Source organism: Planococcus lenghuensis (assembly GCF_001999905.1).
Classification (GTDB): domain Bacteria; phylum Bacillota; class Bacilli; order Bacillales_A; family Planococcaceae; genus Indiicoccus; species Indiicoccus lenghuensis.
On record NZ_CP019640.1, the window covers coordinates 654,901 to 670,329 of the forward strand.

The following is a 15,429-nucleotide window of genomic DNA, read 5'->3' on the forward strand; positions in this document are numbered from 1 at the left end:
TATACTTCATATATTGTCGTCCTGCTGTATTAGCACTTCAAGTGTATCTCTTTTATTTTATTCATCCTATAAAATTGTGTGGGAATTGTGTGACACACGGGGAACATTCACTAATGGCTTCCGTACTGTTGCTCAGACCGGGAATTTGGTTGTCCAGAAACTGAAGAAGATATTATGAACAAGGGCTAACCGGGATTCCGGTCAGCTCTTGTTCTGTTCTTGGCATAACGACGACGCATCGGAAGCAATGCTGAATAAATTCCTCTGGCTGCCTGATAAGTTGATTTGAATGCCTGACAGCGCAAAATGAATGCCTGATGATGCCAACGGGATACCTATGAACGCCAAATGAATGCTTAATACCCCCTCACGCAGCAAAATAAAGAAAATACTGGCAAATTGAAACTTATCCGCCGGTTGGGAGTCTAATCCAGCAAAAGACAGGAAAGGGAGGTTGATTTCTGTGAACAGGCGGATGATATGGCTTGGTGTAGCGGCAATTATCGCAACCCTCGGTATCGGACTGGCGTTTATGATTGAAAAAGTGGCGGTTAACGCACCTTCGATTGTGATGAACGACTCTGAGATGCGCGTCACATTTTCTTCGCCGCTGGATGAAAGCGGGCTTTCCGGTGAGGAAGTTTATGTGACAGACGAGAGCGGAGAAAAAGTGGATGCGGCCATCCAAGTTGCCGGGAACGGCCAAGCACTGGAAATCGATCCGCTGCCAAAAGGAGATTATACCCTCCACATCAGCGATGAGGTGCTGGGAGGCGGTCTATTCAAGACACTCACTGCCAATCGGGTTCCTTTTTCCATCATGGACAGCTTGGAGCCGCTGACGAAGAAACAGCTGACGGACTATTTTGAGCGGCTCGCAAAACGGATGAAAGAGCAGCAGGAAGGTTTCGGTATTTTTGCGGAAGGAGAAGAAGCGGTTGAGGAGTCCGCTTCTGCAGACAGTGCGGGAGCTTCTGAACATTCCGCTACGAATGTTCAGGAAGCCGGGGTCGATGAAGCGGATTCTGTTAAAACAGACGGCTCCTACATTTACTCCGCAATGGAAGGGGAAGTTGTCATCACGGATATCCGGAATCCCGCAAATTTAAGTACAGCATCGGAAATCACATTCTGGGAACATGTATGGCCTGATCGCCTGTTTTTGCAGGATGACCTTTTGATTGTGCTTGGGCAGCGATACGGTGCAGCGGATATTCAGTCTTCATCTGAAAAGTCTCCGCCGGTGGAAATGATGCCCCATATAGAAATGACCGCTATCTATTTTTATGATATCAGCGATCCGGCGAACCCGGAACTGGTTCGGGAAATCAGCACGGAAGGCCATTTGAACAGCGCCCGCATCGCAAATGGGGTCCTGTATTTTGTGACCAATGTCTATAAAATGGCGTATTGGAATGGCGGTTCACTTGAAGAGGATAACTTGCGGCCGTTCCTGTATGACTCGAAAAACGACAGCGGGCTGCAGCCGATTCCGTATGAGCAACTGACCATTCTGCCGGGCACACTGGAAGGAGCCTACAGTATCACTTCCGCAGTCGACCTGGATGATTCCGCACAAAATGAGCTCATGACGAAAGGTTTTCTCGGTTCAAGCGAACAGCTGTATATGACAGAAGAAACACTGTATTTGACAGCGACGAATTATGTGCCGGCTGAAAGCGAAGCGGAGGATGCGCCGGAAATGGGATTCTGGGGACCGCAGGATGCCAACACGGGGATATTCAAGTTCCTGCTCGACGGAACAGCCGTAGCATTCGATGCATCCGCGGAAGTGACCGGCACACTGCTGAACCAGTTCTCGATGGACGAGCACGAAGGGAATTTGAGGGTCGCTACGACAGAGCACAATTGGGGCTTCCCGGAGGAACAGCTATCTGAAAACCAATTATTCATTTTGGATAAGGATCTGAATGTGACAGGTTCGGTCGAGGGGCTGGCAAGAGGTGAGCGGATTTATTCCGTCCGGTTCATGGGCGATAAAGCGTACGTCGTCACGTTCCGCGAGACAGATCCGCTATTCGTGATCGATGTGAGCGATCCGGCAGCTCCGGAAGTGCTCGGCGAGCTGAAAATTCCCGGGTTTTCGAATTATCTGCACCCGCTCGATGATCAGCACTTGATCGGATTTGGCATGGAAACGGAACTCGAACCGGTGAAAGGCGCACCCCCGATGGTCGTGACGAAAGGGATGAAGATTTCGCTGTTTGATGTGACGGATCCGCTGAACCCGATAGAAGAAGACGTTGAACTCATTGGGGATGCCGGAACGTATTCGCCGATTATGCATGACCATAAAGCGCTGCTTGCGATTCCGGACCGGAACCTTTACGGATTCCCTGTCGCCATTTCCCGAGAAGACAGGGAGATGGGGATGGAGTTAGAGTCGCAGGGCGCATTCCTCCTCGAAATCACGGCCGACGGAATTGAACGGGAAGCGGATCTGACCGTCAGCGACGAGAATGATTACTTCAACTCGTTTGAGATGGTGGAGCGGATCGTCTACAGTGGTGATTCCCTGTATACCGTCGCGCCCGGCAAAATCGCAAGTTATGACATGGACTCTTATGAACAGACGGACGTTCTGGAGTACACGATTCAATAATTCCAACCGGCAGCGAAAAGCTGCCGGTTTAATAATGTCACTTCCCTGTGTAAAAAACAAAATCACACTTCTTCCACTGTAGCCTTGCCCGAGTAACAGCGTCCCTGGGTTGAAAACTACTCAGATTATTCACGACAATTGTATACAAAAAGAGGCACTGCCAGTAAATCCAAGGGCTACTGATAGTGTCTTTTGTATAGTTATTTGATTGCTGGAATAGTCATAATTATTTCCGACACAGGGACAGATACCAGACATGACGGAAGTGCTGTTGCCTTGGCCAGAATGCTTGTAGAGCTTAGTGTGGAATCAACCGACAAGCGGAAAATCTACGCGTTTCTGGATGGCCTCGTCGGGAGTGACGAAATGGGCAAGAAACGGTTTAACTATGATGTCCAAAAGTATCTCCTCCTGCAGCTTTAACAGCATCCCTGGGTTGAAAACTACTCAGATTATTCACGACAATTGTATGCGAAAAGGGGCACTGCCAGTAAACCCAAGGGCTACTGACAGTGTCTTTTGTATAATTACTTTATTGCTGAAATGGTCATAATTACTTCCGACACAGGGACAGATACAATTGAGATATGTCCCTGGGTTGAAAACCATTCAGTTTATTCATGAAAATTGCATAATAAAAGTGCTATCAGTAAATCTAAGGGTTGCTGATAGCATTTTCGTATAGTGATTCAGAATCAGAATTAATCCTAACTGCTTCTAATACAAGAAGGGCAAATCATCAAATCAAGTGAGAATTAGACGCAACTTTGTTATAATAGGTGAAATACTTCCAAGGGAGTTGAGTGTCATGGCCGTAGATTTAAGAGAAAGACCTATATTGAAAGATAAAAACGCAAAAAACTTTTTAAAAAGACTGGCAGAAAACGAAAGAAGCCGGGAAAAGTTAAAAGCTGAAGCTAAAAGGAATTGGGAATCACAACAAAATGAAAATAGAGACTAGGATTATCCGAGCAGAAGATCATGAAATTGCCAATCTTTTAAATGTGGAAATTCAAGTATCAAGTATAGAGAATTTTTTAAAACAAGAAGCCTACTTTCTGACAATTGATAAGGAATGCAGCACTACATTGGCATTTCTTGGAGATGATTTAGTAGGCTTTTTTAGTTTGAGAAAATCGACAGTAGATATCGAGAGCGATGGAGAAATTACTAAGATTCCATGTTTAGATATAGCACGCATAGCTGTTGCAAGCGAGTACCAAAACCGGGGAATAGGGAGTAAGCTTTTAGCTAGGATATTCGATCTTGCAGAAACGGTTAACGAAAAATATATAACGCTGGAAGCATTAATAGAGAAGTATGAGTGGTATAAGAAAAAAATTTGAAGCATTGATTGAAGAAGAGGTAACACGCAGTAATCCGAGCGGGTTAGTGTATATGATGGCAGATTTACATAAGCATGAGTTGCTTGAAAAGTACTTTGACGAGTAAAGAAGAGTGCCCCGAAATAACTTTTTCTTGTAGGATTCGATATAGTCTCTTAGTGTGGCAACCACTTGTTCAATCATCAATTCGCTTCAGCTCTTCGATGGCATCGTGCCAGTCGAAATAATCGTCCGGCTTGGATAACTGGTATGGATCTTGAATGTCTCCAAAAACTTCTTCAAAAGTCCCTTTATACGCTGTTTCGAATGCCAGGACTTCCGCTTGCAATTCTTCGATCAGCTGTTCCATTGTCTGATTCCGAATTCGGTACCGCTCTTGCTGGACTTGCAGCTGGGCTGCCCATATGCCATTTTTCCAATAGAAGGTGTTATGCAGAGGGTATCGTTTATGACCGGTCTTCGGGATGACTTCCATCCCTTGTTGAACATAACGGCTGATCGTGGCGCGGGATACACCCAGCTCTTTCTGCAGCTCAGCTGAATTCAGCAGTGATCCGGAATGATAGGTATAGAACAATTCACCTTTTTTCGTAACCGAAAAGAAAAGTTCTTCTAAAAAATACTTCGCCTTAGCGAACGATTCAGCCAACGGCAGGGACTCGTCGACTAAGATTTCCTGAAGGTTGGATATCCAGTCAAAATTGCGTCCCTGGGTTGAAAACTACTCAGATTATTCACGACAACTGTATGCGAAAAAAGGTGATAGCAGTGAATACAATGGTTACTGACGACACCTTTTGTAAAAATATTCGAACGATGAAATAGTCATAACTGTTTCCGGCACAGGGACACTTTCTTGCTTTCTATTTGATTGCCATAATAATCATAACTGCTTCCGATACAGGGACAGCGAAAAAAGAGCCGACAGAAAAGGATGGATCACGGAAATCACTTCCCGCAGCACTTTTTGTACTTCTTCCCGCTGCCGCACGGACATGGATCATTGCGTCCGATTTTATCGGATACAGCTTGCGCTTTCGATGAAGAACTTGTCAGTTGAGTCGGTTGCAGCGGATTAAATTGGATATCCATGTTGCGGGGATCGCTTGCCATGCGCTTCCATTCGCCAAGCTCCGGATGATCAAGGCCTAAAACAGTGAAATAACCATACGCCTGCTCCTCGGTATCGTAAATGCGCGGCTTGGCAACGAAAGTCATGAAGTGTTCGATCTCTTCCCGGCCTTCGCTGGCGAGCTGTTCGGTCAGCCCCTTGATGATGACAGATTTCATCTCGAGGTCATCGATGGACCAATAGTGTTTTTTCATGGTTTCAATCGCGAAGGGGCTGAATGTCTGTGCCATCACATCATATGTGAAAATGGGATACTCGATCCGGGTAAATGGCTCAATCGCTCGTATAACTTCATCGGATTGGAAAGCGACCAGCGCATCGGCTACTTCTTCGAGCAGGATATCTTCGTCCCGCGCAAGGAGCGGAGCGAGATCCGCGATAAAGCTTTCGTCTTTCAGCAGCTTGATTCTATAGACAGTAATGATACCAGTAAAGTCGAAGTAAGGCGCCTGCATCTGCAAGTCGAATGACTGGCGCAGGATGTCCCGGTCGATCCAATCCTGTTCCACTTGCCGGCGGCTGATGGTTTTTGCTCTGTCGAATAGATCCGGTCGGTATTCCGGCGATGCATCGAGTTTTTCCAGCGTTTCCATCAGCATTTCGTCCGTCTTCTGTTTTGATGCTTCCGAGAGCTTGACCAGAAAAGCCCATTCCTCTTTCGTGAAGAGAGAGCTGAACTCCTTGCTGTTTTCGACCAGAACGGCAAGTGGAAGGTTTTTCACCAGGTTCCGAAGCGGAAACAACTTCGTCTTCTGCAGTTTGCTGACCGCTTCTTTAAATGCCGGAACTTCAGCACTGTCGACCGGCGAGTTAGCGAGCGCAACAAGGTAGCGGGCCGAAAAACCGGGATCGTCAATGGCTGCGCGTATCAACCGGTCCGGCCACTCCGGCTTGATCGACGGTAAATTTTCCAGGATATGCAAGGCAAAGTTTCGCAGGTTTTTATCTTCTGTTGTCAAGTACGGGTCAAGTCTGTTGAGGATATCCAATTGGTTCAGCTCCTTTTCTGCGGAAGTCTCATTGATTGCAGTTTACTATAGTATATCATCTTCAGTTTTCATACAGTCTCGGATACTTCCCGGCAAGAAAAACTAGCGTCCCTTTAGTGAAAACTACTCAATCTATTCACCACAATTGTAAATGATGAGCGCCCATTGAAGAGGCGCTTTTTTTCGTGGAGCAGGAAACTATTATTTAATACACTGCAATTTATCTGTACAAAACGTACGTTATGTACTTTTGTGTTATAATGAAAGAAAAGGAGGAGTCTATAATGCCAACTACTCTAAATGCAACAGATGTCCGTAAGAATTGGGGACAGTTCAACGATGACGTAATCCGTATCGGACCTCGTTTTGTGAAGCGGAGTCGGGATGAATGGGCAGCTCTAAGCGCTGAACAGCTACGAGTGGCCTTCGCTTCATTTCAATTTCAGGCGCATTTCATTCAAGAAGACGATGGGAGCATCACGATGACATTGAATGGATTTGATTTGGTTGAGAACGCTGAGACCAAAGAAGAAGTCATTGACCTGATGGCGGATTCACTGGTAGATTATGCTGAAGATTACATGGAGCATTTCACGCTTTACGCCCACTCTCCGAATCGGAAGCAGCATTTCCCCTTCCTCATGAATGTAATGGCACAGCCCGATTCTGAAGCTGTCAAGTCCTTGATCCATGCCTAGTTTCAGAGACATTGAACGCTTCTGTCGCCGGGATGGCTGGGAGGAGTATAAGAAAAAAGGACACCACATTTACTTCATGAAAGTGATGGAAGATGGAACCGTTAAACGGACGAAAGTTTCCAGAGGGACCGGAGAAGTCAAAGGGCATTTATGGAAAGAAATACTGAACAAGCAGTTGCAGGTTACAGAAGAGGAATTTAACCGGATCAAGTGAGCACGTTAATCTTTGATGATTAGCTGTGAATAGTCGTGACCCTGTGTTAAACACAATTTACTACAATTTGAGCTCGCTCATGATTCTGCTCAATTTCTTGGGTGGAATGTCGCGATACACAGGTTGGGTATTATCTCTCTCAACATACAAGCAGTCATAGCCGGGATGCTCACGCCTCTTCTGAGTGTGTCAATTGCTAGCATGTTTCTGGAAGAACAATGAAAACCGCCGCTCCCATCCTGGAGTTGGCGGTTTTTTCGCGTCAAAAGCCCACAACAGGTAGCGCCATCCATCCGTTTCCAGTACGATGAAACTACCAGACCCGCAGAACGGAGGCTACGTCATGAAAGAGGAACAGTTCAAGCGCATTAAGGAAGCGACGTATTTATCGACGGAGAAGTCCGGGACGTACCGGGCGATTCTGCGTTTCTTCTATATTCAGCACGAACGGATGAAGGAATTTTTATTGCCGGAGGAAGTATTCGCGCACCTCAAGGAGTATGCCGGGTTCGAAGGCTATGCGATGGAGGAACTCCACGGGGATTTGACACAGCTCGTGAAGTGGGGCAACCTGTTCGCCCAGCAGGAAAGCGGGAATGTGCGGACGATCGAGGAATTCAAGAAGCGCCGGTTCCGCTATCAGTGTACGCCGTACACCGTCGAGTTCGAACGCATGCTCACCGGCATGGAACAAAACGACACGTTCGGCGGCTCACTCGAGAAGACGCAGTTCGACCGCCTGTATAAATGCCTGAAGAGCATCGAGGCGTCCGCGGAAGATAATGAGGAAACGTGCGCGCAGCATTGGGATGATGTCCTGACTTATTTCAATAAAATTCGCCAGAACACGTCCGATTATTTCGCGTACCTCCGCAGTGAAGACGCGAGCGAAGGGATGAAATCGGAAGCGTTCCTTCTGTATAAGGACAAGTTCACGGCTTACTTGCGTGATTTCATCATCGCGCTGCAGCAGACGGCTTCGCAGATCCAAGGGCTGTTGCAGTCGCTTGGCCACCGGCACATGGCGGCGTTTTTTGAAAAAGTCGCCCGCCACGAGGACAAGACATTCCGCTTTGAACAGACGGGAACGGAAGCGGTCACCGAAATGGAAGAGAAATGGACCAATATCAAGGATTGGTTTTTGGGCGGCGAAGACAGCCAGTATGAGACGGTCCAGCGCCAGACGAACGAAGCGATCCGCCGCATCACGCGCATCGTGCAGCGGCTCGGTGAGCGCAATCAGCAGTTCCGGAGCCGGAAAGACGATTACTTGCACCTCGCCGATTGGTTCGCGGGAATGGATTCAGTCGACGAAGCGCATAAATTGTCATCGGTCGTGTTCGGCGTGTTCCATACGCGTCATTTCCATTCAGACCATATTCCGACCGATGATATCTACACTGATACGTGGGAAGAGCAGCCGATGGACCACGAGACGCTGCCGCGGATCGTGAAATACGGCGAAAAGACGAAACCGACGGAAATGCCGGACCACCGGGCGCGGAAAGAGGAAGCGAAGCGGGAGCATCTCAAGCGGCGCAGCGAGGAAAAGCGGGTCATCGAGCAGTACATGAACGGTAGCGAAATCCGCCTCCATGAATTGCCCGCTGTCGAGCCGTATGTGCGCAAGCTGCTGCTGTCGTGGATCGGCAAGGCGATGGTGAAGGAAGACCGGACGATCCAGACCGAATACGGGACGAAAGTGGAAGTGACGCTCGATCCGCATGAAACGGTGCTGCTGGAATCGCCGGACGGCACGCTTGAAATGCCGAATGCGCGCTTCCGCTTCATCCGGGAAGAGGTGACGACATGAATGAACGGGAAGAGCGGTTTGATGAACAGACGGAAGAAGCGCTTGGGCTGTTATTCGAACAGTTCTGGGTGTTGCGGGAAGATGAGCCGGACGCGTACCGGCTGATCCGAGACCGGGAGCATAAGCTGAAGCGCTACATCAGCGATAAATTCGGCTTCGACTTGGTCATCCGCCAGCATTTCATCAAATTGGAGAAAATACCGGTCGAACCGAAGGGTTGGATGGGCATCCAAGTGTTCCAGGAGCCGATGGACTACGCCATTTTCTGTTGCGCGCTGGCGTTCACGGAACAAAAAGCGGTGAATGAGCAGTTTCTGCTGTCGGATTTGACGGAAAGCATCCAGGACATGTACGGCGGCGATTTTCCGCTCGACTGGACGGATTACCGGCACCGCAAATCGCTTGTGCGGGCGCTGAAGGAAATCGCCCGGCTGAAACTGATCCAGACAATCGACGGCAATGTGGAGCTGTTCCAGTCGGATGCCGAAGAGGAAGTGCTGTATGAAGTCGCGATTTACGCCCGCTATTTCATGCGGTCGTATCCGGATGATCTGTTCCGGTTTGATTCCGTCGATGAGATTCTGGAAAGCGAATGGCAGCGGCACCCGGACGACCGGCGGCGCAAGCGCGTCTACCGGCAGCTGTTGTTTTCGCCTGTCGTGCACCGGAGCGGGGAGGCGGATGCGGATTTCGCTTATATCCGCAATTACCGGAACTCGCTGCGCGACGATCTGGAAGCGCACACGCCGTTCCGGCTCGAAGTGTTCAAAAATGCGGCGATGCTGACGCTGCCGGAGCGGAAACGGCGCTATACGCTGTTCCCGGACCAGCGGGGCATCAGCAGTGTCGCGCTGCATGTGGCGGCGCATTTGCGAGAGCAGGAAGGCTCCGAAGCGACGGAACTCGGGGAGATCCGGCTGCCGCGCCAGACGTTCGAAGCGGTCGTGCGGCAAGTGAAAGAGCGGCACGGGCACGGCTGGAGCAAACAGCACCGCGATGAGACGGATAAGGAAACAGTTGCTGCGCTTCTTGCTCTGTGGCAGGAATGGGAACTGGCAGAGACGGACACGGAACATGACATGATCGTCATCCGGTCCGGCGCCGGGCGGATGATCGGTCATTATCCGAAAGACTATGTGAAAGAAGTGAAGCAACGTGGCGAATAAATGGAAAATGAACCGGGCGGGACTGTTGAATTTCTGGTATTACGATGAAGAGACATTCGATTTCGAAAACGGCAAACTCTTATTGCGCGGCAGTAACGGTTCCGGGAAATCGGTCACGATGCAAAGCTTTCTCCCGGTGTTATTGGACGGAAAGAAATCCCCTGACCGGCTCGATCCGTTCGGTTCGAAATCTCGCCGGATGGAAGATTACCTGCTCGGCGAAAAAGAGATCACCGACCGGGAAGAGCGGACCGGTTATTTATTTCTCGAATACAAAAAACAGGACACGGACCAGTACGTGACGACGGGCATCGGTATGCAGGCGAAGCGCGGCAAGGACTTGAAGTCGTGGGGATTCGTCATTACGGATAACCGGCGGATCGGCTTCGACTTGGAACTGTACAAGACCGAAAACCAGAACGGGGAGCGCGTGAAAATTCCGCGGTCGCGCATCGAATTGGAGAATCTCATCGGCACGGGCGGGGAAGTCGTCAAGACGAACCAGGAATACATGGCGCTTGTGAATAAGCACGTATTCGGCTTTGATACGCCGGATGCGTATAAAGAACTGATCGAGCTTCTCCTCCAGCTCCGCAGCCCGAAACTGTCGAAGGACTTCAGGCCGACCGTCATCTACGAAATTCTGGAAAGCGCATTGCCGCCGTTGACGGACGAAGACCTCCGCTACCTGTCCGATTCGATCGAGCAGATGGACCAGACGAAACAGCAGATCGAACAGCTCGACCGGGAAGTGAAAGCGCTCGGCAGACTGACGAAAGCGTATGACGCCTATAATCACCGAGTTCTGGCCGACCAGATCGCCGAATTGAAACGGGCCGTATCGCGCGTGAAGAAAGAACGGGAAGATGAGAAGGAAATGACGGCATCGCTCGGGACGCTGGAATCGGACATCGCCGCGCTCGAGCGGGAAGTCCGGGACTATGAGCGGCGCGAGGAAGCGCTCAAGCAAACGAAAGACCGGCTCATGAGCCATCGCGTGTGGTCGCTGGAAGAAGAGCGGAAAAAAGCGCAGGAAGCGTATGCCGCGGATCAGAACAAGTTTACCCGCGAGGAAGAACGGCTGGCAGGCTATGAAACGAAAGAACGGCAAAGCAGGCGGCTGATCGGAGAGACGGAAGAAGCGCTCGGTGGACAGCTGAACGCGCTCGAAAATCATTTGCAGGACATGGCGTATGAAGGGGAAATGAGCGGCTTCGGCCAGCATGAGCAGAACGCGTCGGATTTCGGACGTCATTTGGAAGAAACGTTTTCGTTCGGCACATGGGAAAGCGAAGCGGCCGCCCATCATAAACGATTGGAAGATGCCCGAACCAAACTGCAGGCATTCGAAGCGCTGAAAGAGAAAATCGCCCAGAAACGGAAAGAAATCGGCGACGTGGAAAAACAGCGGGACGACAAACAGCAGGAGGCAAAAGGCTGGAGCATCACATTTGAAGAAGATAAACAAGAGAAACTGAACGGATTCCATGAATGGGCGCAGGCGAACAGCCGATACGGGGTCGACGGGACTGCGCACCAGCAAGCGGCCCGGCTGATGGACGGGCTGTATGCGGACGTTTCGTATGATGACGTGAAGCGCGGCTATCAGCCGTTCGTCCAGGCATATGACGACCGGCTGCAGCTTAAGTCGCTGGAGCTGCAAAATGAATTGAATGTTCTAAGAGACAAGCGCGAAGATAAAGCAGCGGAGCTCGACAAGCGGAAAGCGCAACGGGATCCGGAACCGGAACGCCATGCGGCAACAATGGAAGCGCGACGTGTCCTTTCGGAACAGGGTGCAGTATTTGCACCGCTGTATGAAGTGGTGGAATTCCAGCCGCACGTGCCGGCGGAAACGCAGAAGCGATTGGAAGCGGCGCTTATCGATGCCGGACTGCTCGATGCGCTCGTGACGGAGCAGGCAATCGACATCCGGCATGACCGCGTGCTCGCGGCAGAACCGGTCATGCTCGCCCATACGCTCGCCGATTATTTGAGAACGGACCCCGGCGACACCGGTATTTCCGCCGAACAAGTGAAAGAAGTGCTGCAAAGCGTGCTTGTCGGCGACAATGGCGGTACAACCGGGATGGAAGAAAACGGCGCATACGCTCTCGGCATTCTGACCGGTCACGCCGTTCCGGTCGACGATGTGCGCTACGTCGGGCGGGAAGCCCGCCGGCGAAACCGGGAGCGGCTCATCCATGAGCTGGAGACGGAAATTGCATCGATCAACGATCAGGTCGCCGTGCTTACAGCGGACAGGGAAGCAATCGCTTCAGATCTGGCCACGTCAAAGACGGCGTGGCAGGCCTTTCCGGGAGATTCGGATCTGAAAACGAGTTTCAGTGAAATAATGGACGCAAAGCGTCAAATCGAGTTCCTGAGCAGGCAAATCGAGCAGGCGGCGGAAGGGCTCCGCAAGATGGACAGTGATTTCCAACAGCTGAAGCGAGATGTACACGAAGCGACAGGTGCGCTCGGACTTGAAGCATCGTCAGAAGCGTACCGGGAAGCGCTCGGCTATTTGCGGACGTACGAGCAGCAATTGGCGGAACTGAGAAGAAAGCATCTGACGCATCTTCATACAGCTGAAAAACTGAAGAATGAACAAGAGCGGCTGGAAAACTTGATGATGGACATCGATGAATTGAAAGGTGAGCTGAACGTGCTCGAAGGTGCGCTCGCTGTTGCCGGGCAAACCCTCCGGCAGCTTGAAGAACAACTGGCACAGGAAGGGGCGGATGACATCCGGGCACAAATCCGTTCTGTGCAGGATGAGCTCCGGCAAACCGAAACGGGACTCACCGAGCGGCGCAAAACGCTGCCGGAGCGAACGGCTGAGCGGACAGTGCTGGCCGGCCAACTCGCAACCGTTTCTAACACGCTCGCGTTTTGGACGAACATGCAGGCTAGCTGGGAAAAAGCCGTACAGGCGGAACTGAAGCGCGGGTTTATTCCGCTCGAAGAAAGTGAACGCGAGGATTTGGCGAAAGTGGAAGCGGCGCTGGCTGCAGACATGTCGAAAGACAAAAGCCAGATCGACAGCCAATTGACGCGGGTATTTTTTGATATTCAGACGGAACTTGCGGAGCAGCGGCCACGCGAACGCCCTGTGCAGGTGCAACCGGAGGATTGGATGACGGGCATCGATTCGGACGAGTGGCTGCCGATCATCGAACAGTGGAAACAGAAAACCTCACGCCGGCTCATCGATTTCGACAGCCGCGGTGTGGCCGTGACACCGTACGCGCTGTATGCGGAAACCGCGGATGCGCAGCTCCTGCAGGAAAACCGCCTGAATGAGCAGGACAAGGAATTGTATGAGGAGATCCTGTTCAACTCAGTCGGCCATAAACTGCGCAGCCGGATCCGCCGGGCGGAGCATTGGACCGAAGGGATGAAAAAGCTGATGGAAGACCGGGACACTTCGTCCGGTCTGAAATTCTCGATCCGGTGGAAACCGCGGAGCGCGGATTCCGAAGACCAGCTGGATACGAAAGATCTGGTGTCGCTTCTGAAACAGGACGCAAAACTGTTGAGGGAAGAAGACACGGAACGGATCTCCGCCCACTTCCGCTCGAAAATCGAAGCGGCGAAGCAGTGGATGGAGGAAAAAGGGGAAGGGCAGACGCTCCTGCAAGTGCTGAAGCACGTCCTGGACTACCGCAAATGGTTTTCGTTTGAATTGTCGTACGAGCGGACGAACGAAAAACGCCGCGAACTCACGAACCATAAATTCTTTACGTTCAGCGGGGGTGAAAAAGCGATGGCGATGTACATTCCGCTGTTCACGGCGTGCTATTCGCGCTATCTGGAAGCGGCCGACACCGCGCCGTACATCATTACGCTCGATGAAGCGTTCGCCGGTGTGGATGAGAACAATATCAAGGAAATGTTTGAAGTCGTCGAGCAGCTCGGGTTTGACTACATCATGAACTCCCAAGTGCTGTGGGGCGATTACGAGACGGTCAGCGGGCTGTCGGTTTGTGAACTCGTCCGGCCGCGCAATGCGGATTTCGTGACGGTGATCCGCTATAAATGGGACGGGCGGGCGCTCGTGCCGGAGCAAGACCCCGAAGGTGTGCTCGTGGAATGAACGAGGAGATGATCCGCGAGGCGGTCCGTTACTTTCGAAGTAATTCCGTGTACCTTAAGCTGTTCGGTGAATTCCGGAAAAAACTCGAATCGCTCGGCCGCACGGGCGGCACGGTGAATATCGAAAGCTACTCTGCAGAAGAACTGGAAGCGCTGGCGCTGTTTTTCGGCGGCTTGCGGAAAAAGAAAACGATTTCCCTCATTGCTTTCGACAAGCGGCTGCAGGAGACGAAGTTCGCTGGCATTGGTCTGCCCGAACTGCTCGAAGCATATTTCGGCGAACCGATCCGTTCCAAAAAGTCGGTCCGGGAAGAAAAGCGGGAACAGGAAGAGGCGAAGCTTGAAGAACTCGGGATCGTCCATCCTGTACTGGCCAGTTATTGCGATTATCTCGGCAAGCGGACAGCCGACGCGCAATGGATCATCCGGCTTTTATTGACCGATGATTTTACTAGGAGCGCTAGATTGCTGGCGGATGCAGCAAATGCACTGCCGGAGACGTACGAGCGGCTGCCGATGTTCAGCCAGCGGGTGAGCGGGAATCCGCATTCATTCGATTTGTCCGGAATGAACGGCAAGCTGCTCATCCATTTTTTGCATTTCCGGCTGCACGGCGGCGGGGCGCCGCCTTCCGGCACGGAAGAAGTGAACGAACTTCTGCTGCAGTTCCGGATTCTTCGCGATGACATCTCGAATTTCGTGTCGTTTGCCAATCTGCTCGGGAACCGGGACGGCGCAGTGCATCCGGTATGGCAGGCTGCCGTTGAAACAGAAAGTGCGGTCAATATGCCGCTGCGGGAATTGCTGACGATTGATGGGGCAAGACCAGCTGTGGGTAGCGATGTCTACGTCATCGAGAATTCCGGTGTTTTTTCTTCGCTGCTCGATGCAGTGCCGGCCGCCCCGCTCGTCTGCACACACGGCCAGTTCAAGTTGGCAGGGCTGCGACTCCTCGACCTTCTCATGGAATCGGGATATCACATCTATTACGCGGGTGATTTCGATCCGGAAGGTGTGGCGATGGCGGTCCGGCTGCTTGAGCGGCATCCGGGACGCGTCCAGCTGTGGCGGATGGATGCGGAATCATATGCGGCGGCTCAGTCGCCGGTCGAACTGGGTGACCGATTGAAAAAACTGGACAGCATCACGCATCCCGACGTGCAGGAGCTGCTTTTGACGATGCGCAAAACGGGGAAAGCGGGCTACCAGGAAGCGCTGTTGGAGAGAATGGCTGATGAACTGAAGGAGAAGTATTAAAAAACACCCGTATGTTGAAGGGTATTCGATTTATACACAATAATTGAGAAAGACAAAATGCTGTCCGTAACCTTCGGGATTATAGACAGCATT

11 protein-coding genes are annotated in these 15,429 nt (G+C 51.2%); 9 read left to right on the forward strand and 2 right to left on the reverse strand.

Annotated elements, in window-relative coordinates:
* The first annotated feature begins 463 nt into the window (after positions 1-463).
* From B0X71_RS03460 to B0X71_RS03465, 3 genes are all read left to right on the forward strand, one after another.
* The gene (locus B0X71_RS03460; RefSeq protein WP_077588137.1) at positions 464-2,623 is read left to right on the forward strand and encodes a beta-propeller domain-containing protein; all 2,160 of its coding nucleotides are present in this window, start codon (positions 464-466) and stop codon (positions 2,621-2,623) included.
* A gap of 808 nt (positions 2,624-3,431) precedes the next feature.
* Positions 3,432-3,584 carry a hypothetical protein gene (locus tag B0X71_RS20810; protein WP_156889788.1) on the forward strand — a complete coding sequence of 51 codons (153 nt, stop codon included), beginning with the start codon at positions 3,432-3,434 and terminating at the stop codon, positions 3,582-3,584.
* Positions 3,568-3,969 (forward strand): GNAT family N-acetyltransferase, encoded by a 402-nt coding sequence (locus B0X71_RS03465; protein WP_077588138.1) that lies wholly within the window; start codon positions 3,568-3,570, stop codon positions 3,967-3,969. Before B0X71_RS20810 ends, B0X71_RS03465 begins: the two co-directional genes overlap by 17 nt.
* Positions 3,970-4,144: 175 nt before the next feature.
* Here the strand turns inward: B0X71_RS03465 and B0X71_RS03470 are convergent, their stop codons facing one another.
* Together B0X71_RS03470 and B0X71_RS03475 are read right to left on the reverse strand one after the other, a co-directional pair.
* Positions 4,145-4,618 (reverse strand): MerR family transcriptional regulator, encoded by a 474-nt coding sequence (locus tag B0X71_RS03470; RefSeq protein WP_077588139.1) that lies wholly within the window; start codon positions 4,616-4,618, stop codon positions 4,145-4,147.
* A gap of 299 nt (positions 4,619-4,917) precedes the next feature.
* Positions 4,918-6,090 (reverse strand): YecA family protein, encoded by a 1,173-nt coding sequence (locus B0X71_RS03475; RefSeq protein WP_077588140.1) that lies wholly within the window; start codon positions 6,088-6,090, stop codon positions 4,918-4,920.
* A gap of 284 nt (positions 6,091-6,374) precedes the next feature.
* On the opposite strand from B0X71_RS03475, the gene B0X71_RS03480 reads away from it, so the two are divergent.
* The 6 genes from B0X71_RS03480 (at position 6,375) to B0X71_RS03505 (ending at position 15,336) form a co-directional block, all read left to right on the forward strand.
* Positions 6,375-6,788, forward strand: coding sequence for a hypothetical protein (locus B0X71_RS03480; RefSeq protein ID WP_077588141.1), 414 nt, complete (start codon positions 6,375-6,377; stop codon positions 6,786-6,788).
* A complete protein-coding gene (locus B0X71_RS03485) occupies positions 6,781-7,002 on the forward strand; it encodes a type II toxin-antitoxin system HicA family toxin (protein WP_077588142.1) in 222 nt (73 codons plus the stop codon). Before B0X71_RS03480 ends, B0X71_RS03485 begins: the two co-directional genes overlap by 8 nt.
* 343 nt (positions 7,003-7,345) lie before the next feature.
* Positions 7,346-8,815, forward strand: a complete 1,470-nt coding sequence (locus B0X71_RS03490) for a TIGR02677 family protein (RefSeq protein WP_077588143.1) — start codon at positions 7,346-7,348, stop codon at positions 8,813-8,815.
* The gene (locus tag B0X71_RS03495) at positions 8,812-9,981 is read left to right on the forward strand and encodes a TIGR02678 family protein (RefSeq protein WP_077588144.1); all 1,170 of its coding nucleotides are present in this window, start codon (positions 8,812-8,814) and stop codon (positions 9,979-9,981) included. Before B0X71_RS03490 ends, B0X71_RS03495 begins: the two co-directional genes overlap by 4 nt.
* Positions 9,971-14,080 carry a TIGR02680 family protein gene (locus tag B0X71_RS03500; RefSeq protein WP_077588145.1) on the forward strand — a complete coding sequence of 1,370 codons (4,110 nt, stop codon included), beginning with the start codon at positions 9,971-9,973 and terminating at the stop codon, positions 14,078-14,080. The genes B0X71_RS03495 and B0X71_RS03500 overlap by 11 nt, the downstream gene beginning before the upstream one ends.
* Entirely contained in the window at positions 14,077-15,336 is a 1,260-nt protein-coding gene (locus B0X71_RS03505) for a TIGR02679 family protein (protein ID WP_198038679.1), read from the forward strand. Before B0X71_RS03500 ends, B0X71_RS03505 begins: the two co-directional genes overlap by 4 nt.
* The last annotated feature ends 93 nt before the right edge of the window (positions 15,337-15,429 follow it).